Genomic DNA, 24,067 nt, shown 5'->3' with positions numbered 1-24,067 from the left:
CGAAATTCGAGCAGGCAGAGAGCGCGAGGACCGATGAGCGGGTTGGAAAGCACCAATGCAGGCATGAGCGAACGGGCGACGTACGCCGCGAGGCGGGTGCTCCCCGACGCGCCCCTCCTGGCGGCCGCGGAAGGCCGTACCCCCGGCCGTCGCCCGGTGTGGTTCATGCGGCAGGCGGGCCGCTCGCTTCCCGAGTACCGCGAGATCCGATCGGGGATCGGGATGCTCGAGTCGTGCTTCGATCCGGCACTCGTCTGCGAGATCACCATGCAGCCGGTGCGCAGGCACGGCGTCGACGCCGCGATCCTGTTCTCCGACATCGTGGTGCCGCTCAAGGCCGCCGGTATCGATCTCGACATCGTCGCCGGCACCGGTCCCGTCGTCGCGAACCCGGTCCGGTCGATCGCGGACGTCGCCGCCCTGCCGCGCCTCGTGCCGGAAGAGGTCGGCGCCGTCGCGCAGGCCGTGCAGCTGCTCACCGCGGAACTCGGCTCGACGCCGCTGATCGGCTTCGCCGGAGCCCCGTTCACCCTCGCCTCGTACCTGGTCGAGGGCGGTCCGAGCCGCAATCACGAGCGCACGAAGGCGCTGATGCACTCCGACCCCCGGACGTGGCACGCGCTGCTCGGCACCCTCGCCGACACCACCATCACCTTCCTGCAGACCCAGCTGCGCGCCGGCGTCGACGCGATCCAGTTGTTCGACTCGTGGGCCGGCGCGTTGTCCCTCGCCGAGTACCGGGAATTCGTGCTGCCCCACTCCGAGCGGGTGTTCGCGGAGGTGGAGAGCGCGAAGGTGCCGCGCATCCATTTCGGTGTCGGAACCGGTGAACTGCTCGGCGCGATGGGCGAAGCGGGCGCCGACGTGGTGGGTGTCGACTGGCGCATCCCCCTGGACGTGGCGGCGCGCCGGGTCGGCCCGGGCAAGGCGCTCCAGGGCAACCTCGACCCCGCGGTGCTGTTCGCGGGACCGGCGGCCGTCGAGAAGCAGGTCCGCCGCATCACCGCGGAAGCGGACGCCGCCCTCGCCGCCGGCGCGACGGGACACATCTTCAACCTCGGGCACGGCGTGCTGCCCGACACCGACCCGGGCGCGCTGACCGCGCTGGTCGAGCTGGTGCATTCACTGTGACCGGGTCGTCGCCGAACGTTCTCGTCGTCGGCGGCGGCATCTCCGGGCTCGTCGCCGCGTACCGGCTGCGGCAACGGCTCGGCGCCGATGCCCGGATCATCCTCGCCGACGGCGCGGAGCGGATCGGCGGCAAGCTGCGCACGGTGGACCTGGCGGGGGAACCCGTCGACGTCGGGGCGGAAGCCTTCATCGCGCGGCGACCGGAACTCCCGGCGCTGCTCGGCGAACTCGGCCTCTCCGACCAGCTGGTGTATCCGGCGGGACTGCGGCCGCTCATCTGGTCCGAGGACGCGCTGCACCCGCTGCCCGCCGACACCCTCATGGGGATCCCGGCGGACGGAAACAGCCTGCGCGGTCTCGTCGACGACCGGACGCTCGCGCGCATGGCGGGGGAGCGGACGGTGCCCTTCGACTGGACACCGGGCGCGGACATCGCCGTCGGTGCACTGGTCGGCGACCGGTTCGGCGCGCAGGTGGTCCAGCGGTCGGTGGATCCGCTTCTCGGAGGGGTCTATTCGGGTCTCGCGGACACCATCGGCGTCCGCGCCGCCCTGCCCACTCTCGCGGCGGCGCTCGACCGCGGCGCCACGAGCCTGTCCGCGGCCGTGGCGGACGCCCTCCCCGCCCCGACCCCCGGGCCCGTGTTCGGGGCGCTGCGCGACGGCTACGGCGTCCTGCTGCGCGCCCTGACGGAGGCCGCGTCGGCGGAGATCGTGCACGAGCGGATCCGGACACTCGGCCGGGACGGCGACGGCTGGTCGGCAGACCCCGTGGGCCGCGTCGACGGGGTCGTCCTCGCCGTGCCCGCCCCGCAACTGGCCGACCTGCTCGCCGGCATCGCCCCCCGCGCGTCGGCGGCCGCCGCGGACATCCCACTGGCCTCCTCGGCGGTCGTCGCGCTGGCGCTGCCGATCCGGGTCGACCTCCCGCAGAACTCCGGGATCCTCGTCGCCACCGACGCCGCGCTCGGCGCGAAAGCGTTCACCCTGTCGAGCCGCAAGTGGCCGCACCTCGCCGAGCGGGAGGTGACTCTCGTCCGGGCCTCGTTCGGACGGTTCGGCGACGCCGCCGTCGTCGACACACCCGACGACGAGTTGATCGCCGCCGCCCGGCAGGATCTCGCGACCGTCACGGCGGTGACCGCGGAGCCCGTCGCGGTACACGTCCAGCGCTGGCACGGCGGCCTGCCGCAGTACGGTCCCGGCCATCTCGACCGGGTGGCGGTGATCGAGCAGGAAGTCGCAGGTCTGGACGGTCTCGAGGTGTCCGGGGCACTCCTCCACGGGGTCGGTGTTCCCGCGTGTGTGGCCGCTGCGACGACGGCGGCTGCACGGCTCGCCGGGCGAGTGGCACGATAGACCCATGGCACGCCTCGACTTCGACGCATTGAACTCTGAAATCCGCTACCTCATGTTCTCGGTGTTCCAGGTGGAACCCGGTGTACTCGGGGACGACCGGGAAGCTGTGATCAAGGAGGCGCGGATCTTCTTCGAAGGTCAGGCCGACAAGGGCGTCGTGGTGCGCGGGCTCTACGACGTGGCCGGCCTGCGAGCCGACGCCGACTTCATGATCTGGACGCACTCGGCGAGCATCGAAGCCCTCCAGGCCACCTACGCCGACTTCCGCCGCACCACCGCACTGGGCCGCGCGAGCAAGCCTGTGTGGAGCAACGTCGCGTGCCACCGTCCCGCCGAATTCAACAAGAGCCACATTCCGGCGTTCCTGGCCGGTGAGGACCCGGGCAACTACATCTGCGTGTACCCGTTCGTCCGCTCCTACGAGTGGTATCTGCTGCCCGACGAGGAGCGGCGCAAGATGCTCGCCGACCACGGTATGGCGGCCCGCACGTACAAGGACGTCCGCGCCAACACCGTGCCCTCGTTCGCGCTCGGCGACTACGAGTGGATTCTCGCGTTCGAGGCGCCCGAGCTGTACCGCATCGTCGACCTGATGCGCGATCTGCGCGCCACCGAGGCCCGTCTGCACGTCCGCGAGGAGGTGCCCTTCTTCACCGGCCCGCGGGTGGATGTGGAGAAGCTCATCACCGCTCTGCCGTGATCTGACACAGCACAGATGAATGACGCCGACGGGGCGCGCACCGCGCCCCGCTACCAGCACATGTCGCACTGGGGCATGTTCGAGGCCGAGGTCGCCGACGGCGACGTCGTCGCCGCCCACCCGTACACCGGTGACGCGAATCCGTCACCGGTGCTGGGCAACATCGCCGGGTCGGTCCGCAGCAAGACGCGGATCACCGGCCCGGTGGTGCGCCGCGGGTGGCTCGAGAACGGCCCGGGACCCAGTAGTTCCCGAGGGTCCGACGAGTTCGTGTCGGTCGACTGGGAGGAGGTGACCCAGCGGCTCGCGAACGAACTGCGCAGGGTCGTCGACACGCACGGCAACAGCGCGATCTACGGCGGTTCGTACGGCTGGGCCAGCGCCGGACGGTTCCATCACGCCCAGAGCCAGGTCCACCGGTTCCTGAACATGCTCGGTGGCTACACCCGATCGGTGCACAGCTACTCGCTCGGCGCGACGGGCGTCATCATGCCCCGGGTGGTGGGCACACACTGGAAGATGTTCGCCCGCTCCACGTCCTGGAAGATCATCGCCGAGCACACCGATCTCATGGTGTGCTTCGGCGGCGTCCCCCTCAAGAACACCGGCGTCAATCACGGCGGGACCAGCGACCACCCCACCCGCGACGCACTCGACGCCCTCCGGCGCCGCGGCGGATCCATCGTGTCGTTCAGTCCGCTGCACGACGACGTGCACGGCGCCGCCGAACGACACGCCCCGGTGCCCGGCACCGATGTCGCGATCATGCTCGCCCTGGCATACGTCCTCGCGACGGAAGACCTGCACGACACGGCATTCCTGGGCAGCCACTGCGTCGGCTACGACCGCTTCGAGGACTACCTCCTCGGCCGCTCCGACGGCGTCCCGAAGTCGCCCGCGTGGGCCGAGCAGATCTCGGGTATCGCCGCAGCGGACCTCGTCGCCCTCGCCCGGCGGATGGCGGCGGGCAGGACGATGGTGACCGTCACCTGGTCGCTGCAGAGGGTGCGGCACGGTGAGCAGGCCCCGTGGATGGGGGTCACTCTCGCCGCGATGCTGGGCCAGATCGGCCTACCCGGTGGCGGTTTCGGCCACGGCTACGGTTCCATGAACGAACCCGGGCTGGCCCCCGTCCCGTACCCGCTGCCCACGCTTCCCCAGGGGCTGAACCCCGTCCGCGACTTCATCCCCGTGGCCGCGATCTCGGACATGCTCCTGAACCCGGGCGCACCGTTCGACTACGACGGTCAGCGGCTGACGTACCCGGACATCAAGATGCTGTACTGGGCGGGCGGCAACCCGTTCCACCACCATCAGGACATTCCCCGTCTGCGCCGGGCGCTGGCCCGGCCCGACACGATCGTCGTCCACGACCCCTACTGGACGCCGATGGCCCGGCACGCGGACATCGTCGTCCCATCCACCACGTCGCTCGAGCGGGCCGACCTCAGCTGCACCCGCAACGACCCGCTGCTCGTCGCCATGCACGCCGCCGTCGGGCCCTACGCCGACGCGCGGGACGACTACGACACGTTCGCCGCCGTCGCCCGGAAACTGGGTGTCGGGGAGAAGTTCACCGAGGGCCGCTCGTCCGAGCAGTGGCTCGAGCACCTGTACGGGCAGTGGCGAGACTTCGTCCGCGCGGACGGCGGTCCCGCCCCGAGTTTCGACGACTTCTGGACGCAGGGCCACGTGCGGATGCGGACCGAGGACGACCTGATCCTGTTCGGCGACTTCCGGACCGATCCGGTGAAATTCCCCCTCGCCACCCCGAGCGGGCGGATCGAGATCTTCTCCGCCGACATCGACGGATTCGGCTACGACGACTGTGCCGGACACCCCCGCTGGTACGAGCCCGAGGAATGGCTGGGCGGCCGGCGGGCACGGCAGTTCCCGCTGCACCTGATCGCCAACCAGCCGCGCACCCGCCTGCACAGCCAACTCGACCACGGCGGCACCAGCCAGAAATCGAAGATCCGGGGCCGCGAACCGCTCCGAATCCATCCGGACGACGCCGCCGACCGCGGACTCACCGCCGGCGACGTCGTCCGCGTGTTCAACGACCGCGGCGCCTGCCTCGCCGGTGTGGTGGTGGACGAGGGCGTCCGGCGCGGTGTGGTCCAGCTGTCGACGGGAGCCTGGTACGACCCGCTCGACGCGACCGACCCGGATTCCCTCTGCGTGCACGGGAACCCCAACGTGCTGACCCCGGACGTGGGCACGTCGTCACTGGCCCACGGCTGCACGGGCCAGCACGTGCTCGTCGAGATCGAACGCTACGAGGGTGCGCTTCCGCCTATCCGGGCGTTCGATCCACCGACGATCATTCGCCGGTCGGTTCCAGGGTCAGCGAGATCGAATTGATGCAGTACCGCTGATCGGTGGGGGTGGGGTAGCCCTCGCCCTCGAAGACGTGGCCCAGGTGGCTGTGGCACGTCCCGCACACCACCTCGACGCGGCGCATCCCCAGCGACGTGTCCTCGCGGAGGATGACGGCGTCCGAGTCGGCCGGATCGAAGAACGACGGCCACCCGCAGTGCGATTCGAACTTCTCCGTGCTGCGGAACAGCTCGGCGCCACAGGCCCGGCAGTGGTAGACGCCTTCGGTCTTCGTGTCGGTGTACTCGCCGACGAAGGGGCGTTCGGTACCGGCCTGGCGCAGCACGGCGTACTCCTCGGGAGTCAGTTTCTCGCGCCACTCGCTGTCGGAGAGAGCAACCTTCGGGGCGGATTGCGTGGGATCCTGCTGCTGCGAACTCATGGCTCCACGCTAATACGTTTCGCCGATTCCGGCCGCGACGCCCGCGCGAGACGGGGGCCTACGTCTTGGCGGTGGCCGACTCGACCTGCGGCTGCTCGTCCGGTTCAGGTTCCCGCGGCGGGGTGCCGGAAGCCTTCTCGTGCGGTTCGAGGAGGAACGCCGGGTCGATGCCGCGGTCGAGTCGCCCCTCGCGCCGCGCGGTGACGTAGCGGACGGTCAGCACACCGAAGACGACGAGGAGCATCAGGCTCCACCCCAGCGTGGTCTTCATGTACTCGGCGGTCCGGCCGGCCTCGATGAACCGGCTCGACAGCCAGCTGTCGTAACTCATGAACCCGTACACGGCCAGCCACGCCGGCCAGTTCCGCATCACCGAATTCTTCAGTACCACGGACATCAGGAGCGGGAACAGCATCATCGAGTAGTACATCTGGCCGAGCGAGCCGAGCAGCCACGACGCCGTCAGCAGAACCCCGGACGTGGTGACGACGAAGAACAGCTCGTCGTGGCGGTAGTAGCGGTAGAGCAGCCACAGGGAACTGAGCACGATGGCGGTGAAGACGCCGCGCAGGGCCCAGATCAGGGCGGTGGGGAGGCCGTAGTACTTGCCGTTGCCGACGATCGCGCTGTTGAAGTAGTCGCGCGATTCCATCAGGTACGGCACCGTGTGGCGCACGAAGTCCATCGGGTCCGCGGACAGCGGCCACGCCACGGCGGTGAGGATCAGGGGAATGCCGATCGCGGTGACGAACACCTTCCACTGTCCGCGCACCAGAGGCAGCAGCAGGAGTGGGGCGAGGATCGGTTTAACCGCGAACGTCAGCCCGATGGCGACACCGGACCACATGTCCTTGCGCTTCATCAGCAACACGAGGAACGCGATCTCGCCGAGCAGGACCAGACCGTTGATGTTGGTGAAGACGAGGGTGTTGGTGACGGTCTCGGAGGAGAACGTGGCGAGCAGCAGGATCGGGGCCGCGATGGAGTTCAATCCCAGACCGAACAGCCGCAGGAGCAGGTACAACGCGATCACGATGGCGATCGCGTTGGCGATGATGAACAACCACCGGGACTTCTCGGGGTCGATCACCGCGATCGGCGCCATCAGCAGGGTGCCGGACGGCGGATACAGGTAATGCGGATCGACCCAGTTGAAGTTGGCGGCGTAGACGGGGCGGCCGTTGAGGAAGGCCAGCGCCGCGTTGTAGACCGGTCGGAAGTCGTCGGTGATGTACCCGTTGACCGCCTTGACGACCACTCGATGCAGCACGGTCATGACGGCGATCGGCCACAGCGCGAAGTTGATTACCTCGTTGGCAGTCCGCCCGGTGCGCGGTTCGAGTTGTCGAAGGAACACCACGGCACGGTACACCGAGAAGCTCTGACGTGCGGTCACGCACCCCCTGTGGGTGTCGGGCGGAACACGTCGGCTAGGCGGGGCAGGCGCTGCCGTCCGGGGGCAGCGCGCCGTCCGCGACGTAGGTGGCGATCGACTTCTGCGCGCAGTCCGAATGGGTGGCGGGGTGGCCGCTGCCGTGCCACGTCAGGGTCGCCGTCGCGGCGCCTGCGCTCGACACGGCACCCGTCACCGTCCCCACCCCGGCGTTCCCGACGACCGGGTCGGCGGTGCCGCTCAGCACCAGGACCGGGAGTGTCAGCTCGCCGGGCAGGGCGGGCGGCGCGGTCGCGGGCCAGGAGGTGCACGCCAGCAGTCCGACGGCGGCGTTCGGTCCGAACAGCGGGAACCGCTCTCCCCACAGCTTCTGCAGTTCGCGAACGCGGTCGGGTGCGGGCCACTGCTGGCCGTCCGTGCAGCGGGTGATGAACTGGCCGTCGCCCTCGTAGGCCGCCTCGGCCTGCGCGATCGCCGCCAGGATCGGCGCCGTGTTTCCGGCGAGGGCGGCGGACACCGCATCGGACAGGGCGCGGACGCGGCCCTGCTGGTCGCCGCCCGCCGCGGCGAGCGACCCGGACACCGCGGTGAGGAGGGCGTTCGCGGAGACCCGCGGGATCTGGCCGTTCGCGGCGCGGGTGACGGCGTCGGTCATCGCGGCGCGGGGATCGGCGCCGAGGGAGCAGTTCAGAGCGGTGCACTGGCGGGCGAACGCGTCGAACGCCGCCTCCTGACCCGCGACCTGCTGTTCGGTGGCGGTCGCGGCATCCACCGTGGTGACGGCGGGGGAGTCGAGGACGAGCCGGCCGACCCGATCGGGGTACTTGGCGGCGTAGCTGAGCGCGACTGCACTGCCGTTGCCGGTGGCGAGGATCCCGAGTGCATCGACGTCCCAGGTGCGGCGCAGCTCCTCGATGTCGTCGGCGGCGTGGGTGCTGTCGAACGCGAGTTCCTGTGGCTGCAGGTAGTCGGTGCACGCGATGGTGGCGTCGCGGCCCAGCGCGGTGACCTTGTCGACCTGGTCACCCGTCCCCGGATCGAACTGCCCGAGATTCGCCAGGCTGCTGCGGAGCTCCGGGGTGAGGCATTCGATCTCCTGCGAGGAGGCGATGCCGCGGCGGTCCACCGCGACCACCGGTCGCGTCGACAGCAGGGACGTGAGACCGCCGGTACTCAGCGCGGCGAGCGTTGCGGTCGACGACCGGTCCGATCCCGACGTGAGCACCAGCGGGGCCGCGTTCTCGGGGGTGTCGGCGAGGCGTGCCCGCATCGCACCCATCGTGAAGGAGCCGGGCAGGGTGCCGCTCTCGTCGACGGCCGACTCGTACGAGCCGCATTCGAAGATCAACCCGGCGGGCGGCGTCGTTCCCGGGCCCAGGGCGCCGAGGGTGCTCTGCGTGCAGTCGGTCCACGCCAGATCGTTCTTCGGGGTCTGCAACACGGGTGGGGGAGCGTCGGCGTTCTCGGTCTCGGTCGCGGTGGGTTCGCTGCCGCCGCCCTCGCGTTCGACCGCCACGTGCGGCCGGTTGGACGGTCCGGCTCCGCACGCGCTGCACACCACGAGAACCATTGCGAGCAACACCGATCTGCGCATGGCGACCACCCTGCCAGGTTCCCCTACGGGCGGGGCAGCCGCACCCATCTGGTGAGGACGGTGCCGTCGGTGTCGGTGAGGATGTGCGCGGGAGTCATCGCGGTGATCCGGGCACCCGGCGAGGTGGCGACGCGACCCGCGGTCCCGCCGGCGAGGACGGGTGCCGTGGTCAGGCAGACCTCGTCGACGGCGTCGTCCGCGGTCAGCTGCCCGAACAGGCTCGGGCCGCCCTCGCAGAGCACCCGGCGCAGTCCGAGATCCTCGAGGGCGGCGATCAGCCCGTCGCCGGTGACCTGCCCCTCGCCGGCCGTCACGATCCGGGCACCCGCGTCCGCGAGAGCCCGGACCCGCGCCGGGTCGGCGTCCGTGCACGTGACGACGATCGGGGCCACCTCGGTGTCGGTGAACAGGCGTGACCGCGGGTCGAGGTGGGCGCGAGCAGACACGACGGCGATCGGCGGGACCTCCGGCATCCCCGACGCCACCCGGCGTCGCCTGCCCTCCGCACCGATGCGCGCCCCGCCGTAGTTCTCCGCCCGGACGGTTCCGGCCCCGACCAGCACGACGTCGGCCAACTCCCGCAGGGTCGCGAAGACCAGCCTGTCCGCTGGTGTGCCGAGCGCCCCGCTGACCCCGTCGACGGAGACGGCGCCGTCGATGCTGCTCACGAAGTTGACCCGGACCCACGGCCGCGGGGTCTCCGCCGGGTACGCGTACAGGTCGCGCAGCGCGTTCGCGGTCGATTCACTGGACTCCTCGCGGGCAGGCGGGCTGTCCGGTGTGAAAAATGTCGCAATATGTACACGGTGCATGTTGGTGATCACAACACGTGGATACCCTGCTTGTATGCATGCACGTCTTGTCGATCGCAGCCCCGTGGTACCGGCTGATCAGTTGGTAGCTCAGATGGTGCCCCCGGCCATGTTCGACGAGGTGAGCTTCGCGTCGTACATCCCCGATCCCGCAGAACCCAGCCAGGCCGCCGCGGTCCGGACGGCCGAGGAGTTCGCGAAGAAGGTCGTGAAGATCCGCAGCGGCGGACGACGCGGCCTGTTCGGGAAGAAGACGCAGGCCACCGGTGCCGGTCTCTACCTCGACGGCGGCTTCGGCGTCGGCAAGACCCACCTTCTGGCCTCGATCTTCCACAGCGTCCCGTCGCCCAAGGCGTTCGGCACGTTCGTGGAGCTGACGCACGTCGTCGGTGCCCTCGGTTTCAACAAGGCCGTCGAGCAGCTGTCCGACCACAGCGTTCTCTGCATCGACGAATTCGAACTCGACGACCCGGGCGACACCATGCTGGTGTCCCGCCTGCTGTCGGAACTGTCGGCGCGCGGCGTGTCCATCGTGGCGACGTCGAACACGCTGCCCGGCCAGCTCGGTGAGGGCCGTTTCGCCGCGCAGGACTTCCTGCGCGAGATCAAGAAGCTCGGCTCGATCTTCGAGACGATCCGCGTCGACGGCCCCGACTACCGGCACCGCGACCTGCCGCCGGCCCCGGACCCGATCTCCTCGGAGGAGCTCGCCGAGCGCGCCGACAGCATCCCCGGCGCCACGCTCGACGACTTCGACGCGCTGTGCAAGCACCTCAGCACGCTGCACCCGTCCCGCTACAACAAGCTGGTCGAGGGCATCCCGGCCGTCTTCCTGGACGGCGTGCACCCCGCCGAGGACCAGTCGGTCGCGCTGCGCCTGGTGGTCCTCGCCGACCGCCTGTACGACGCGAGCATCCCGGTCACCGTGGCCGGGGCCAAGCTCGACGCGATCTTCACTCCCGAGATGCTGGCCGGTGGGTACCGGAAGAAGTACCTGCGTGCCACGTCGCGCCTGCTCGCGCTGTCGCGCTTCGAGGTCGCCGCGAGCTGACCCAGCTCGTCACAGCGCCCGCTGCATCACGAAATCGTGGTGCAGTTGGGTGCCGACGAGGAAGGTTTTCGTTCCGACCTGCGTGAATCCGTGCTTCGCGTAGAAGCGCTGGGCGCGCACATTCTCCTGGTTGACGCCGAGCCACAGCCCGGCGCACCCCGCGGCGACGGCGCGTTCGACGATGGCGTCCATCAGCGCGGACGCGACACCGGTCCCGTGATTGCCGGGTAGCACGTACAGCTTGCTGATCTCGGTGGTCGGCCGCAGCGTCACGGCCCTGCCGACATCCGGGTCGGCGGGTTCACCGTCGACCAGCATCGCGTAGCCGACGATCGCCCCGCCGTGGGTGACCTTCAGGACGGTGCGGTTCGGGTCGGTGAGGTACTCCGAGAACCGTTCGGCCGACAGCACGTCGTCGATGAAGGCGGCGATGTCGTCCTGTGTCGCGCCGGGCGGGCACGCAAGAGGGAACGTTGCCGCGGCGACGTCGGCGATCGCCTCGGAATCCCAGATCCCCGCCGGGTCTATCTCGACAGTCACAGCTGATCCACCGCGTCCTTCGCTTCCCGAAGTGTCATTCCCGTACTGTCCCGCAGCAGGGTGATTGCCGCAACGGTCTTGATCGACTCGTTCGTCCTGGGGTGTGCGAGCCGCCACGAGCGGACCGTGCCGAGACCGGAACCGCGACGTAGACGATCGCCGCGGTGATCACGAACCATCCCCGAGTCGGCATGTCCTAAGTAGAACATCTGCCGTCAGTCGCGATCCGGGGTCCACGCGGATTGCCCGTCGCGGTCCCGGTCCGGGGCGAATGCGGGGGCGAGCAGGACGAGCCCCACCGCGAACAGGAGCGGGACCACGAACCCGATCCGCAGGCTGGTCGCGGCGGCGACGCCGCCGACGATCGCCCCGCCCACGAGCGTGCCCACGTAGTTGAACAGGTTGATCCGCGCCACGACGTCGTCCACCTGGCCGGTGGGTGCCAGCCGGCCGGCGGCGCTGAAACACAGGGGAGCGACGACCGGCACGCCGAGGCCAACGACGAGGAATCCGGCGATCGCGACAGCCGGGGACGGGGCCAGCACGACGACCGTCAATCCGGCGACACCGACCGCCGAACCCGCACGGACGACGGCGATCTCGCCGTACTTCGCCACCCAGAAGTCGCCGGTCAGACGCGACACCAGAGCCGCGCACTGGTATGCGGCCAGTGCCAGTGCCAGGGCGGCCGTGCCGGCGTCCGCGAGCAGAACGTTCCGGACGTACAGGGCGGACCAGTTGCCGACACCGAAATCGATGGCGTAGAACAACGCCATCGCGGTGCCGAGCGCGAGCAGCGGGCGAATCGGAACCAGCACGCGCACAGGGCCGGTCGCCGGCGGGGCGCTGCTCACCGGCTCCTGACGGGCGAGGAGCCGGGGGCCGCAGACGGCGAGACCGACGGCCACGACGAGCGCCGCCACCAGTTGCGCGCCGGCCACGGTTACGTCGAGGGCGGAGGTGGCGGCGACGAAGAGTGCACCCGCAATCGCGCCGACGCTCCACACCGCATGGAACGACGACAGGATGAAACGGCCGTACGCGTGCTGGATCGACACCGCCTGCATGTTGGCGGCGGCGTCGACGATGCCCAGCCCGGCGCCGTACACGGACAGGAAGACGAAGAACGCCGCGGTGTTCGGGCTGAAACCGACGGCGCCACCGGCGACCGCGATGGTCGCGAGCCCGAGCTGCAGCGCCGATCTGCTGGAGAATCGGCGGGCCAGGTGCTCGGCGAGGACGCTTCCCGCCCCGGCGATGAGGGACACCGTCACGACCGCGACCACGATGACCGTGTCGTCGAACCCGAATCGGTCCTGGTACTGCGGCAGTTGTGTGAGGACGGCCGCGAGGAGAAAACCCTGCAGGCCGAATGCGCCCGCCGCGGCGATCCGTGCCGAGCGGTGGTCCGCGGACACGTCTGCGCGTGGTGAATCCGTCATAAGAGTCGGCCTTCGGTAGAGGACATCCGATCGATTGGGGGAGTGTCCAATACTTTGCGGGGATGTGCAGCGTTCTCCGAGGCGGCGGGCCAAATGTCCGAAAGTGGGGTGTGAGGGGCCCGGAACAAGACTGAGCCCCAGCCTTGGATGGGGGGTCATGGCTGGGGCTCATTGCCATCGGGGGGGTGGATGGCAAGTTCGACGATACATGAGGAATTCCTCACGTTCCAGATGCAGTGGTAACGATTTCGTCACCCGCCCCTCGCCGGTGGTCGGCGCGACACCGTGAACCGGGGTTGTCTCTGCGGACGGTTGTCGCTTACAGTGTCATCCATGCAGCGCATTCTCGTAGTTCTCCGCCGTAGCGGGGTCTGATACGGACCGACCCCTCGCTGCGGGTCGTTGAGCTACGCGTTGGTCCTCCCTTCTTTCAGGAAGACCACGAGAATGAGTACCAACACTTCTTTCGCTTCATCCTTCCCCTCGTCGACACCGGCCGCCGATCCGTTCGCCGCGCGCCACGGAAAGTCGCTGCCACGGGAACTCCGCACCGAATCCGCCGGAATGGCGTGGACCGCGTTCGAGACCGTCTACGCGCCGTCCACCGGACCGTTCCGTCTGGGCAGTTGGTCGGAAACGAAGACCGGCCCCGGCATGTGGGATTTCGAAGCGACACTCGGTATCGGCGAATCGATCTGCAAGACCGCTGCGAGCGCGCCCGGCCCGGTGGCCGCCATGACCTCGATGCTGTACGACGCGGGGTGTGCGATGGAGATCCTGTCTTTTCATCAGCACGAGATCGGGCACCGCACCGCGACATTTCTGCTCTGCGAGCGCGACGGCATCAGGCTCTGGGCGATGGGAATCGGTGAATCCCACACGGAATCGACTCTGCGCGCGATGATCTCCGGCGCCAACCGGCTCCAGCCCGCCTGACACCCGGACAACAGTTCAGCCCCGGTCGAGGACCGGGGCTGAACTGTCGTGAACTGTTCGGTTGAAAGTGAACTGGTGCGCGATACTGGGATTGAACCAGTGACCTCTTCCGTGTCAGGGAAGCGCTCTCCCGCTGAGCTAATCGCGCGGGATGGAGAAAAGAGAGCGGACGACGGGATTCGAACCCGCGACCCCAACCTTGGCAAGGTTGTGCGCTACCAGCTGCGCCACGTCCGCATTCGTGAAAGCCCCCGGGCTGGGGGCCGTCACTGGTCGAGCAAGTAAAACAGTCGTGCATCTATCATCTATCTCGGTGCGCGATACTGGGATTGAACCAGTGACCTCTTCCGTGTCAGGGAAGCGCTCTCCCGCTGAGCTAATCGCGCGAGGTGGAGACGGGAATCGAACCCGTGTGCACGGCTTTGCAGGCCGTTGCCTCACCACTCGGCCACTCCACCGTGAAGGTTGAGTCCAACCTCTCGAGCGGACGACGGGATTCGAACCCGCGACCCCAACCTTGGCAAGGTTGTGCGCTACCAGCTGCGCCACGTCCGCATGCACCGTGTAACTCGCGGAGAATGTTCTCCGTGGTGCGGTTGAGAACATTAGCCGACCATCCGCGATAGTTACAAATCTGCAGGTCAAGGCATCAGACGGTGAACTACGCATGAACGACGCCGGGTCGCGGACGTGCCGCGGGCGGGGGTCGACACGAATCCCAACGACGTGATTTTCGTTCGGCCGCTCGGTCGTGTTAATGTTCCAACTCGTTCGAGCGCGAGTGTTTGGCGCGCTTCGGTCCCGTGGCTCAGTGGAAGAGCGTCCCGTTCACACCGGGGAGGTCGCTGGTTCGATCCCAGCCGGGACCACAGAAAAGAAGAAGAGGGTGTTTCCGAAATCGGAAACACCCTCTTCTTTTTCGTGTGCGCACCCGAATAATCGGTTGTTCCGGCTCTGCGGCGCGGCGGACAATGAACTCAGCCGGCCGAAATTCCCCGGGTGATCCGCTATCGAAGGACTGAGTCCCATGTTCCCCGTGACGCTGGAAGGCACCACCGCGCCCACCTTGATGTGGGCGGAAGAGTGGACCATCGAGCAGGCAGCGTTGCAGCAGCTGCGGAACATGGCCGACTTGCCGTGGGTGCACGGTGTGCGGGTCATGCCCGACGTCCATGTCGGCAAGGGGGCGACGGTCGGTTCCGTCATCGCGATGCGGGAGGCGGTCGCCCCGGCGGCGGTCGGCGTCGACATCGGGTGCGGGATGACGGCGGTCCGGACGGATGTGACCGCGAGCGATCTGCCCGACAGCCTGTGCTCGATGCGTTCGCGCATCGAGCGCGCGGTGCCGGTCGGGTTCGCCATGCACGAGCGTTCGGTGAACGTCGGCGCACTGGACGTCACGGACGCCGGGGGAGTGAAGAAGGGTTGGCACCGCTTCTGGCAGGAATTCGGTGACCTGCATTCGGGCGTCCAGTCCCGCGAATCCAAGGCGATGAAGCAGATCGGGACGCTCGGCGGCGGCAACCACTTCATCGAGGTGTGCCTGTCGGACGCCGACGAGGTCTGGCTGATGCTCCACTCCGGGTCGCGCAACATCGGCAAGGAGCTGGCGGAGCGGCACATCGCGGTGGCGCGGGCGTTGCCGCACAACCAGCGGCTGGTCGATCGCGATCTCGCGGTGTTCCTCGCAGGCAGCAAGGAGATGGACGCGTACCGCCACGACCTGACGTGGGCGCAGGAGTACGCGGCCCGTAACCGTGCCGTCATGCTCACGTTGGTGATGCAGGCATTCCGGCAGGCCCTGCCCGGCAGGCCGGTGCGATTCGACGAGCCGATCTCCTGCCACCACAACTATGTGTCGGAGGAGATCATCGACGGCGAGCCGATGCTCGTCACCCGCAAGGGCGCGATCCGGGCCGGCCGGGGTGATCTCGGACTCATCCCCGGATCCATGGGCACCGGTTCCTACGTGGTGCGTGGCCTGGGATCCGAGTTGTCCTTCAATTCGGCATCGCACGGGGCGGGACGGACGATGAGCCGCACGAAGGCGAAGAAGCGCTTCACCGTCGACGACCTCGTGCGGCAGACGTCCGGAGTCGAATCGCGTAAGGACGCGGGCGTGATCGACGAGATCCCCGGCGCCTACAAGGACATCGAGCAGGTGATCGAAGCGCAGGCCGACCTCGTCGAGGTCGTTGCCCACCTGCGGCAGGTCGTCTGTGTGAAGGGATGACCCGCGGGCGGTGCGGCGGTGCGACGACGCGCCGCCGCAGGTCGCGGTCGGTAGGCTGGAGCGGTGACTAGCGGAGAAGCTCGGCCGGGACCCGCGCCCGAGAGCGTGGACGTGGACGACTCGGATCTGTCCCCGTTCCAGGAAGCGGAGAGCCGGTGGCATCGGTGGCGCGCGCACATCGCGGCGCGGCCGAGCCTCAACCTGGCGTACCGCATCGCGGTGGGGGTGATCGGGGCTCTGGTGCTGGCCGCCGGCATCGTCGCGATTCCCTATCCGGGCCCCGGCTGGCTGATCGTGTTCGCGGGACTCGGGATCCTCGCATCCGAGTTCGCGTGGGCGCACCGGCTGCTGCACTACGCGCGGCAGCGCTACGACAAGTTCATGGACTGGTTCTCGCGGCAGTCGCTGGTGGTCAAGGGGGCGGGCGCGCTGCTGACGTGTGTCGTCGTCCTCGCCACGCTGTGGTTGCTCGGGACGTTCGGTCTCGTCGGAACGTGGATCGGCCTCGACTACCCGTGGCTGGAGAGCCCGCTCTAGCCGGACGCATGGTTGGGTGTGACTGCTGGGCCGATAACATGGGCTGGCACATTCACCATGTCTGCACCGCACACCTCACCTAGGAGAACATCGCCGTGAGCACCCCCGCATCCGCCGCCCCAGCCGCCCTCGTCCGGGTGCCCGCGGGGACTACGGCCGGTACAGCGGTTCGGGAGGCCGGCTACCCGAGCAAGGGTCCGGACGTCGTCGTCGTGGTCCGTGACGCCGAGGGCCAGCTCAAGGACCTGTCCTGGGTGCCCGACACCGACGTCGAGGTCGAGCCGGTCGCGGCGAACACCGACGACGGCCGCAGCGTCATCCGTCACTCCGCCGCCCACGTGCTCGCGCAGGCCGTCCAGCAGGAATTCCCCGAGGCGAAGCTGGGCATCGGCCCGCCGATCAAGGACGGCTTCTACTACGACTTCGCCGTCGATCGCCCGTTCACCCCCGAGGACCTCGCGAGCCTCGAGAAGCGGATGAAGAAGATCATCAAGGGGTCGCAGCGGTTCTCCCGCCGCGTCGTCGAGTCGCTCGAGGACGCGCGCGCCGAGCTGGCGAAGGAGCCCTTCAAGCTCGAACTCATCGACGACAAGTCGGGAATCGACGATCCGGAGATCATGGAGGTGGGCGGCAACGAGCTGACCATCTACGACAACCTGGACCCGCGGACCGGCGAGAAGGTGTGGGGAGACCTGTGCCGCGGCCCGCACATCCCCACCACCAAGCACATCCCGGCGTTCAAGCTCACCCGCAGCTCGGCGGCGTACTGGCGCGGTAATCAGGACAACGCCGATCTCCAGCGCATCTACGGCACCGCGTGGGAGTCGGCGGAGGCGCAGGACCAGCACCTGGAACTGCTCGCCGAGGCGGAACGTCGCGACCACCGCAAGCTCGGGTCGGAACTCGACCTGTTCAGCTTCCCCGACGAACTCGGCTCCGGACTGCCCGTGTTCCATCCGCGGGGCGGAATCATCCGCACCGAGATGGAGGACTACTCCCGCAAGCGGCACGTCGAGGAGGGGTACGAGTTCGTCAACACCCCCCACATCACCAAGGGGCACCTCTACGAGGTGTCGGGTCACCTGGACTGGTACCGCGACGGCATGTTCCCGGCGATGCACATCGACGAGGAGCTGAACGAGGACGGCACCGTGCGCAAGCCGGGCCAGGACTACTACCTCAAGCCGATGAACTGCCCGATGCACAATCTGATCTTCCGCTCCCGCGGCCGGTCGTACCGCGAGCTGCCGTTGCGGCTCTTCGAGTTCGGTTCCGTGTACCGGTACGAGAAGTCGGGTGTCGTCCACGGACTCACCCGCGTGCGCGGCATGACCCAGGACGACGCGCACATCTACTGCACCCGTGAGCAGATGCGTGACGAACTGGCGACCACCCTGCAGTTCGTGCTCGGCCTGCTGAAGGACTACGGACTCGACGACTTCTACCTCGAGCTGTCCACCAAGAACCCGGACAAGTTCGTCGGCGACGACGCCGTGTGGGAGGAAGCGACGGCGACTCTCTCCGAGGTCGCGGAGTCGTCGGGGCTGAACCTCGTTCCCGATCCGGGCGGCGCCGCGTTCTACGGACCGAAGATCTCGGTGCAGGTGCAGGACGCCCTGGGCCGCACCTGGCAGATGTCGACCATTCAGCTCGACTTCAACCTGCCGGAGCGTTTCGACCTCGAGTACACGGCCAACGACGGCACCAAGCAGCGTCCGGTCATGATCCACCGGGCCCTGTTCGGCTCCATCGAACGGTTCTTCGGCGTGCTCACCGAGCACTACGCGGGTGCGTTCCCGGCGTGGCTGGCGCCAGTCCAGGTGGTCGGCATCCCGGTGGCCGAGACGTTCGCCGATCACCTCTTCGACGTGGTGAAGCGGCTGAAGGCGGCCGGTGTCCGCGCGGAGGTCGACGCGAGCGACGACCGCATGCAGAAGAAGATCTTCAACAACACGGCGCAGAAGGTGCCGTTCATGTTGCTGGCGGGTGCGCGCGACGTCGAGGCGGGCGCCGTCAGCTTCCGATTCCGGGACGGCACCCAGGTCAACGGCGTGCCCGTGGACGACGCCGTGCGGATCGTCACCGAGTGGATCGGTCGCCGCGAGAATGCCTCGCCGACGGCGGAACTGCTGCAACCCGGTAAGGAAGGGTGACGCACATGACCGGAGGTGACGACGTGACGGCCGACGAGATGCTCGGCGGCCCCGGCCGCCTCGTCGACCGCGGCCCAGGCGAACCCGATCACCTCCAGCGGATCTGGTCGCCGCACCGCATGTCGTACATCGCCGAGGCGCCGAAGTCGCGGGACACCCCGAACGAGCCGTTCATCGACATCCCGAAGTTGGACGACGAGGACGGGTTGATCGTCGCCCGGGGTGAGCACGTCTACGCGGTGCTCAACCTGTACCCGTACAACCCGGGGCACCTGATGGTCGTTCCCTACCGCAAGGTCGCGGCGCTCGAAGACCTGACGGAGGAGGAAAGCGCCGAGTTGATGTCGTTCACGCAGCAGGCTCTGCGCGTGATCAAGCGGGTGTCGCGGCCGGACGGTTTCAACGTCGGTCTCAATCTCGGTGCGGCGGCGGGCGGTTCGCTCGCCGAGCACCTGCATCAGCACATCGTTCCGCGCTGGGGCGGGGACGCGAACTTCATCACGGTCCTCGCCGGGGTCAAGGTCATGCCGCAGTTGCTGCGCGAGACCCGGGGGCTGCTGGCGAAGGCCTGGAATGAATGACGCGATAGATGAATGACGCGGGGGTCGCTGGCTCACGCGTGCGGGGTTCCTGGCAGGAAGTGAAGAACGGGGTGGAGAGGTGCTGAGCTTCTTCGGACGGGCATCCGTGTCCAAGGTGACGGCGCCATTGGGGAAGGCCCTGGTCAAGACCGGGCTCACTCCCGATTCCGTCACCGTCATCGGCACCGTGGCGACCGTGGCCGGCGCGGCCACACTGTTTCCCAGCGGGCATCTGTTCTGGGGAGCGATGTTCATCTGGCTGTTCGTCATGTTCGACATGCTCGACGGTGCCATGGCCCGCGCCCGCGGCGGCGGGACCCGGTACGGTGCCGTTCTCGACGCCACCTGCGACCGGGTGGCCGACGGTGCGATCTTCGCCGGTCTCGCCTGGTGGGCGGTCTATCACGAGAACAGCAGGCCGCTGCTGATCGCGACTCTGCTGTGCCTCGTCACCTCGCAGGTGATCTCGTACGCCAAGGCGCGCGCCGAGGCCAGTGGACTGTCCGCGGACGGTGGACTCATCGAACGACCCGATCGGCTGGTCATCGTGCTGGTCGGTGCCGGCGTGACCGGGCTCGGAGTTCCATGGGCCATTCATGTGGCGATGTGGTTGCTGTCGGCGGGCAGCGTCATCACCGTGTTCCAGCGGGTACTGGCCGTTCGCCGGTCGCCGGGCGCCCGGGACGTGCTGCCCCTCCCGCCTGCGGACACGACGCCGGAAGACGGACAGGCGAGCGCGCAGTGAGCGGCCTGTCGGAACGCATCAGCGACCTGGGGTACGCGACCGGCTGGCGGCTGGTCCGTGCGCTGCCGGAGAAGGCCGCGGTCGCCCTGTTCGACAGGGGAGCCGATCTCGCCGTCCGGAACGGCGGCCCGGAACAGTTGCGCCGCAATCTCGCCCGCGTGCTCGGTGTGCCCGCGGCCGAGGTGCCGGACGCCGTGATGCAGGCGTCGATGCGGTCCTACGCGCGCTACTGGCGGGAGGCTTTCCGGCTGCCGTCGATGGACCTCGTGAAGACGGGCGCCGCCCTCGACGAGCTGATCGAAGGGCAGAAGCACCTCGACGCCGCGAAAGAAGCCGGCCGGGGCGCGGTCATGGCACTGCCGCACAGCGGCAACTGGGACATGGCCGGTGTGTGGTGCGCCCAGCACTGGGGCGGGCTGTCCACGGTCGCCGAGCGATTGAAGCCGGAGTCGCTGTACCGGCGGTTCGTCGACTACCGCGAAGGGCTCGGTTTCGAGATCTTCCCGCTCAGCGGGGGAGAGAACCCCCCGTTCGTGGAACTGTCGGCGCGACTGCGCGGCAACAAGATCGTGTGCCTCCTCGGTGAACGCGACCTGGCGAAGAAGGGCGTCCCGGTGACGTTCTTCGGGGAACCGACGCGCATGCCCGCCGGCCCCGCGAAGCTGGCGATCGACACCGGCGCGCCGCTGCTGCCGGTGCACTGCTGGTTCACGGACGGCGGGTGGGGTTTCCGCATCGACCCGCCGATCGACACCACCGCGGGGGTTGCCGCGGCGACTCAGGCACTGGCGGACCGGTTCGAGGCCAACATCGCGGCACATCCCGAGGACTGGCACATGCTTCAGCCGCTGTGGCTCTCCGACCTGTCCCAGTCGAGGCTCTCCCGCATGGAGAACTCGTGAAGATCGGAATGGTCTGCCCGTACTCGTTCGACGTCCCGGGCGGAGTGCAGGCTCACGTCGTCGACCTCGCGGAGGTGCTGATCGAGCGCGGACACAAGGTGAGCGTCCTCGCGCCGGCGTCCGACGACGTCGACCTGCCCGACTTCGTCGTCTCCGCGGGACGCGCCCTCGCCATTCCCTACAACGGCTCGGTGGCCCGGCTGAGTTTCGGCCCCGCCGCGAGCGCCCGTGTGCGGCGCTGGATCTCGGACAACAACTTCGACGTCCTGCACATCCACGAGCCGAACGCGCCGAGCCTGTCGATGCTCGCCATGCGCGTGGCCGAGGGGCCCATCGTGGCCACCTTCCACACGTCGACCACGAAGTCGTTGGTGCTGAGCACATTTCAGGGTGTGCTCCAGCCCTACCTGGAGAAGATCAGCGGCCGCATCGCGGTGTCGGAACTCGCGCGACGCTGGCAGGTGGAATCACTGGGCTCCGATGCGGTCGAGATCCCCAACGGGGTCGACGTCCAGGCGTTCGCGAACGCCGAGCCGCTGCCCGGCTACCCGCGTCCCGGAAAGACCATCCTCTTCCTCGGCCGCTACGACGAGCCCCGCAAGGGCATGGCGGTGCTTCTCAAGGCGCTACCCGCCCTGGTGGAGAAGTATCCCGACCTCGAGGTGCTGGTGGTCGGCCGCGGCGACGAGGACAAACTGCGCCGCGAGGCCGGCCCGGTCTTCGGGCACCTGCGTCTGCTGGGCCAGGTCGACGATGCCGACAAGGCATCGGCACTGCGGAGCGCCGACGTGTACTGCGCACCCAACCTCGGTGGTGAGAGCTTCGGCATCGTGCTGGTGGAGGCGATGGCCGCGGGAGCCGCCGTCGTGGCGAGCGAACTGGACGCGTTCCGCCGGGTCCTGCGGGACGGGCAGGCAGGCGTGCTGGTGCCGGTCGGGGATGCGGCGGCGCTCGCCGCCGGGATCGACTCGGTGCTCGGCGACCCCGAGCGCAGCGCCGCACTCACCGATGTCGGCCGAACGGTGGTCACCGAATACGACTGGCCGGTGGTGGCCGAACAGATCCTGCGGGTCTACGAGACGGTCACCGTCGGCCGCGACGGCGTCCGGGAGGTTGGATCATGACGTTCTCCGCCCTCACGATCCTGGTCCTCGCCCTGGTCGCAGCCGTTGTCCTGGCGATCGGCCTGTGGGCGTACGGAACGGCCAACCGCCTCGACCGCCTGCACGTCCGCTCCGACCTGTCCTGGCAGGCCCTCGACGCGGCCCTCGCCCGCCGGGCGGTGGTCGTGCGGGCGGCGGCCGCGGCGATGGACCCACCCGAGGGCAGGTCGCTGGCCGCGCTGGCGGCCCGGGCCGAACGGTCGGACCGGGCCGACCGGGAGATCGCCGAGAATGCGTTGTCCAGTGCGCTCTCGGCCCTCGACCCGGAGACCCTGCGCCCTCAGTTGGTGGCGGAACTCGCCGATGCCGAGGCGCGGGTGCTGATCGCCCGCCGATTCCACAACGACGCCGTCCGCGACACCCTCGCACTCCGCACCCGGCGTCCGGTCCGATGGCTGCACCTCGGGGGCACGGCCCCGCTGCCGACGTACTTCGAGATCACCGAACGCTCGTCCGCCGCTGCGTACACCGAGGGTCTGTCCCTCGACTCCGTCCGGACATCAGCCCGGGTGGTGCTGCTCGACGGTGAGGGCCGGGTCCTGCTGCTCCGGGGGCACGACCCCACCGTCCCCGACATCTACTACTGGTTCACGATCGGTGGAGCCGTCGAGAAGGGCGAGAACCTGCGGGCCGCCGCGGTCCGGGAGATCGCCGAGGAGACGGGGCACACCGCGTCGCCCGAATCGCTGCGCGGACCCATGTGGCGGCGGGTGGCCATCTTCTCCTGGAACGGGCAGCTGATCCGCTCCGAGGAACTGTTCTTCGCGCTGCGCACCGACGGGTTCGAGCCGCACCACGGGGGCTTCACCGAACTCGAGAACCGCACCATCACCGGTCACCGGTGGTGCACCGCGGACACGGTTCGTGAACTGGCGGCGGCAGGCGAAGCCGTGTACCCGCACGACCTCGCGGATCTCCTCGACGAGGCAGGAGCGGTGGCCTCGGCCCCGGACGAACCCGAGGTGCGCGCGATCACCTGAGCCGCCCCGGGCGTCCGGAGAAAGCCAGCAATCGCGGACTGGCTACGGAAGTGGACCGCCCCTCGTCCTAGAATCGGGTACTGCAGCGTGAACGTCGTCGCTCACGCATGCCGCTATCGAAGTCAATCCACGCCACAACCCAGGAGTTCGCTGTGAGCACCCCCGACACCACCCCCACCACCGGTACGGCACGCGTCAAGCGTGGCATGGCCGAGATGTTGAAGGGCGGGGTCATCATGGACGTCGTCACCCCCGATCAGGCGAAGATCGCCGAGGACGCCGGTGCGGTCGCGGTGATGGCGCTCGAGCGGGTGCCCGCGGACATCCGGGCGCAGGGTGGGGTGTCCCGGATGAGTGATCCGGACATGATCGACGGCATCATCTCCGCGGTGTCGATCCCGGTGATGGCCAAGGCCCGGATCGGGCACTTCGTGGAGGCGCAGATCCTGCAGTCCCTCGGGGTCGACTACGTCGACGAGTCGGAGGTGCTGACCCCGGCCGACTACGCCAATCACATCGACAAGTGGCAGTTCACCGTCCCGTTCGTGTGTGGTGCCACCAATCTGGGTGAGGCGCTGCGGCGGATCACCGAGGGTGCGGCGATGATCCGGTCCAAGGGTGAGGCCGGTACCGGTGACGTGTCGAACGCGACCACGCACATGCGGACGATCGGTGGGGAGATCCGCCGGTTGACCTCGCTGAGCGAGGACGAGCTGTATGTGGCGGCGAAGGAGTTGCAGGCCCCGTACGATCTGGTCGTCGAGGTCGCCAAGGCCGGGAAGTTGCCGGTCACGATGTTCACCGCCGGTGGCATCGCCACCCCGGCGGATGCGGCGATGATGATGCAGCTCGGTGCGGAGGGTGTGTTCGTCGGGTCGGGGATCTTCAAGTCGGGTAACCCGGCGGAGCGGGCCGCGGCGATCGTGAAGGCGACCACGTTCTTCGACGACCCGGACGTGCTGGCGAAGGTCTCCCGTGGGCTGGGTGAGGCGATGGTCGGGATCAACGTCGACGACATCCCCGTCCCGCACCGGCTCGCCGAACGCGGCTGGTGA

21 protein-coding genes and 6 tRNA genes are annotated in these 24,067 nt (G+C 68.7%); 16 read left to right on the top strand and 11 right to left on the bottom strand.

What is annotated here, in order from left to right:
* Nucleotides 1-63: 63 nt before the first annotated feature.
* From hemE to ACNJ7E_RS24745, 4 genes are read left to right on the top strand one after another with little or no spacing between them, the layout of a single operon-like run.
* Nucleotides 64-1,131: a uroporphyrinogen decarboxylase gene (gene hemE, locus ACNJ7E_RS24760; protein WP_005263993.1), complete on the top strand. Its 1,068-nt coding sequence runs from the start codon at nt 64-66 to the stop codon at nt 1,129-1,131.
* A complete protein-coding gene (locus ACNJ7E_RS24755) occupies nt 1,128-2,489 on the top strand; it encodes a protoporphyrinogen oxidase (RefSeq protein ID WP_418341194.1) in 1,362 nt (453 codons plus the stop codon). The genes hemE and ACNJ7E_RS24755 overlap by 4 nt, the downstream gene beginning before the upstream one ends.
* Before the next feature lie 4 nt (nt 2,490-2,493).
* A complete protein-coding gene (hemQ, locus tag ACNJ7E_RS24750) occupies nt 2,494-3,189 on the top strand; it encodes a hydrogen peroxide-dependent heme synthase (protein WP_105414618.1) in 696 nt (231 codons plus the stop codon).
* A 15-nt stretch (nt 3,190-3,204) separates the two neighbouring features.
* Nucleotides 3,205-5,553 carry a molybdopterin guanine dinucleotide-containing S/N-oxide reductase gene (locus tag ACNJ7E_RS24745; RefSeq protein ID WP_418341193.1) on the top strand — a complete coding sequence of 783 codons (2,349 nt, stop codon included), beginning with the start codon at nt 3,205-3,207 and terminating at the stop codon, nt 5,551-5,553.
* On the opposite strand, the gene msrB is transcribed toward ACNJ7E_RS24745, so the two are convergent.
* From msrB to ACNJ7E_RS24725, 4 genes are read right to left on the bottom strand one after another with little or no spacing between them, the layout of a single operon-like run.
* Nucleotides 5,513-5,950: a peptide-methionine (R)-S-oxide reductase MsrB gene (msrB, locus tag ACNJ7E_RS24740; protein ID WP_009480111.1), complete on the bottom strand. Its 438-nt coding sequence runs from the start codon at nt 5,948-5,950 to the stop codon at nt 5,513-5,515. The genes ACNJ7E_RS24745 and msrB overlap by 41 nt on opposite strands.
* Nucleotides 5,951-6,008: 58 nt before the next feature.
* Nucleotides 6,009-7,346 carry a glycosyltransferase family 87 protein gene (locus tag ACNJ7E_RS24735; RefSeq protein WP_280783339.1) on the bottom strand — a complete coding sequence of 446 codons (1,338 nt, stop codon included), beginning with the start codon at nt 7,344-7,346 and terminating at the stop codon, nt 6,009-6,011.
* A 34-nt stretch (nt 7,347-7,380) separates the two neighbouring features.
* Nucleotides 7,381-8,937 (bottom strand): alpha/beta fold hydrolase, encoded by a 1,557-nt coding sequence (locus ACNJ7E_RS24730; RefSeq protein ID WP_418341192.1) that lies wholly within the window; start codon nt 8,935-8,937, stop codon nt 7,381-7,383.
* 23 nt (nt 8,938-8,960) lie between these two features.
* Nucleotides 8,961-9,749 (bottom strand): pyrimidine reductase family protein, encoded by a 789-nt coding sequence (locus ACNJ7E_RS24725; protein WP_418341237.1) that lies wholly within the window; start codon nt 9,747-9,749, stop codon nt 8,961-8,963.
* 34 nt (nt 9,750-9,783) lie between these two features.
* Between ACNJ7E_RS24725 and zapE the strand changes: the two genes are divergently transcribed.
* Nucleotides 9,784-10,800 (top strand): cell division protein ZapE, encoded by a 1,017-nt coding sequence (zapE, locus tag ACNJ7E_RS24720; protein ID WP_105414622.1) that lies wholly within the window; start codon nt 9,784-9,786, stop codon nt 10,798-10,800.
* A 9-nt stretch (nt 10,801-10,809) separates the two neighbouring features.
* Here zapE and ACNJ7E_RS24715 read toward each other — a convergent pair whose 3' ends face one another.
* Both ACNJ7E_RS24715 and ACNJ7E_RS24710 read right to left on the bottom strand, forming a co-directional pair.
* On the bottom strand, nt 10,810-11,340 hold the full coding sequence (locus tag ACNJ7E_RS24715) for a GNAT family N-acetyltransferase (RefSeq protein WP_280783342.1): 531 nt from the start codon (nt 11,338-11,340) through the stop codon (nt 10,810-10,812).
* A gap of 215 nt (nt 11,341-11,555) precedes the next feature.
* Nucleotides 11,556-12,782 carry an MFS transporter gene (locus tag ACNJ7E_RS24710; RefSeq protein WP_418341191.1) on the bottom strand — a complete coding sequence of 409 codons (1,227 nt, stop codon included), beginning with the start codon at nt 12,780-12,782 and terminating at the stop codon, nt 11,556-11,558.
* A 447-nt stretch (nt 12,783-13,229) separates the two neighbouring features.
* On the opposite strand from ACNJ7E_RS24710, the gene ACNJ7E_RS24705 reads away from it, so the two are divergent.
* Nucleotides 13,230-13,718 carry a 2-isopropylmalate synthase gene (locus tag ACNJ7E_RS24705; protein WP_418341190.1) on the top strand — a complete coding sequence of 163 codons (489 nt, stop codon included), beginning with the start codon at nt 13,230-13,232 and terminating at the stop codon, nt 13,716-13,718.
* Nucleotides 13,719-13,791: 73 nt separating this feature from the next.
* Here the strand turns inward: ACNJ7E_RS24705 and ACNJ7E_RS24700 are convergent.
* From ACNJ7E_RS24700 to ACNJ7E_RS24680, 5 genes are all read right to left on the bottom strand, one after another.
* A tRNA-Val gene (locus ACNJ7E_RS24700) sits at nt 13,792-13,866 on the bottom strand.
* A 16-nt stretch (nt 13,867-13,882) separates the two neighbouring features.
* Nucleotides 13,883-13,955, bottom strand: a tRNA-Gly gene (locus tag ACNJ7E_RS24695).
* A 77-nt stretch (nt 13,956-14,032) separates the two neighbouring features.
* Nucleotides 14,033-14,104 (bottom strand) — tRNA-Val (locus ACNJ7E_RS24690).
* Between the two features lies 1 nt (nt 14,105).
* Nucleotides 14,106-14,176, bottom strand: a tRNA-Cys gene (locus ACNJ7E_RS24685).
* Between the two features lie 24 nt (nt 14,177-14,200).
* A tRNA-Gly gene (locus ACNJ7E_RS24680) sits at nt 14,201-14,273 on the bottom strand.
* A gap of 242 nt (nt 14,274-14,515) precedes the next feature.
* Here ACNJ7E_RS24680 and ACNJ7E_RS24675 point away from each other — a divergent pair.
* The 10 genes from ACNJ7E_RS24675 (at nt 14,516) to pdxS (ending at nt 24,067) form a co-directional block, all read left to right on the top strand.
* A tRNA-Val gene (locus ACNJ7E_RS24675) sits at nt 14,516-14,587 on the top strand.
* A 158-nt stretch (nt 14,588-14,745) separates the two neighbouring features.
* On the top strand, nt 14,746-15,951 hold the full coding sequence (locus tag ACNJ7E_RS24670; RefSeq protein ID WP_418341189.1) for an RtcB family protein: 1,206 nt from the start codon (nt 14,746-14,748) through the stop codon (nt 15,949-15,951).
* 111 nt (nt 15,952-16,062) lie between these two features.
* Nucleotides 16,063-16,488 (top strand): TIGR02611 family protein, encoded by a 426-nt coding sequence (locus ACNJ7E_RS24665; protein ID WP_280783359.1) that lies wholly within the window; start codon nt 16,063-16,065, stop codon nt 16,486-16,488.
* 95 nt (nt 16,489-16,583) lie between these two features.
* Entirely contained in the window at nt 16,584-18,641 is a 2,058-nt protein-coding gene (thrS, locus tag ACNJ7E_RS24660) for a threonine--tRNA ligase (RefSeq protein WP_280783348.1), read from the top strand.
* A gap of 5 nt (nt 18,642-18,646) precedes the next feature.
* Nucleotides 18,647-19,222 (top strand): ATP adenylyltransferase, encoded by a 576-nt coding sequence (locus ACNJ7E_RS24655; RefSeq protein ID WP_280783349.1) that lies wholly within the window; start codon nt 18,647-18,649, stop codon nt 19,220-19,222.
* Between the two features lie 79 nt (nt 19,223-19,301).
* Nucleotides 19,302-19,967 carry a phosphatidylinositol phosphate synthase gene (pgsA, locus tag ACNJ7E_RS24650; protein WP_280783350.1) on the top strand — a complete coding sequence of 222 codons (666 nt, stop codon included), beginning with the start codon at nt 19,302-19,304 and terminating at the stop codon, nt 19,965-19,967.
* The gene (locus ACNJ7E_RS24645; protein WP_280783351.1) at nt 19,964-20,869 is read left to right on the top strand and encodes a phosphatidylinositol mannoside acyltransferase; all 906 of its coding nucleotides are present in this window, start codon (nt 19,964-19,966) and stop codon (nt 20,867-20,869) included. Before pgsA ends, ACNJ7E_RS24645 begins: the two co-directional genes overlap by 4 nt.
* A complete protein-coding gene (locus ACNJ7E_RS24640) occupies nt 20,866-21,993 on the top strand; it encodes a glycosyltransferase family 4 protein (RefSeq protein ID WP_280783352.1) in 1,128 nt (375 codons plus the stop codon). The genes ACNJ7E_RS24645 and ACNJ7E_RS24640 overlap by 4 nt, the downstream gene beginning before the upstream one ends.
* Complete coding sequence (locus tag ACNJ7E_RS24635; protein WP_280783353.1) at nt 21,990-23,012, top strand: NUDIX hydrolase; 1,023 nt, start codon at nt 21,990-21,992, stop codon at nt 23,010-23,012. Before ACNJ7E_RS24640 ends, ACNJ7E_RS24635 begins: the two co-directional genes overlap by 4 nt.
* Nucleotides 23,013-23,164: 152 nt before the next feature.
* Nucleotides 23,165-24,067 carry a pyridoxal 5'-phosphate synthase lyase subunit PdxS gene (gene pdxS, locus ACNJ7E_RS24630; protein WP_011598631.1) on the top strand — a complete coding sequence of 301 codons (903 nt, stop codon included), beginning with the start codon at nt 23,165-23,167 and terminating at the stop codon, nt 24,065-24,067.

The sequence above is a fragment of the Rhodococcus mengyinensis genome, assembly GCF_048381435.1.
Taxonomy (GTDB): Bacteria; Actinomycetota; Actinomycetes; order Mycobacteriales; family Mycobacteriaceae; genus Rhodococcus_F; species Rhodococcus_F opacus_D.
The sequence above is the reverse complement of the archived record's forward strand: the minus strand, read 5'-3'. Positions and strand labels throughout refer to the sequence as shown.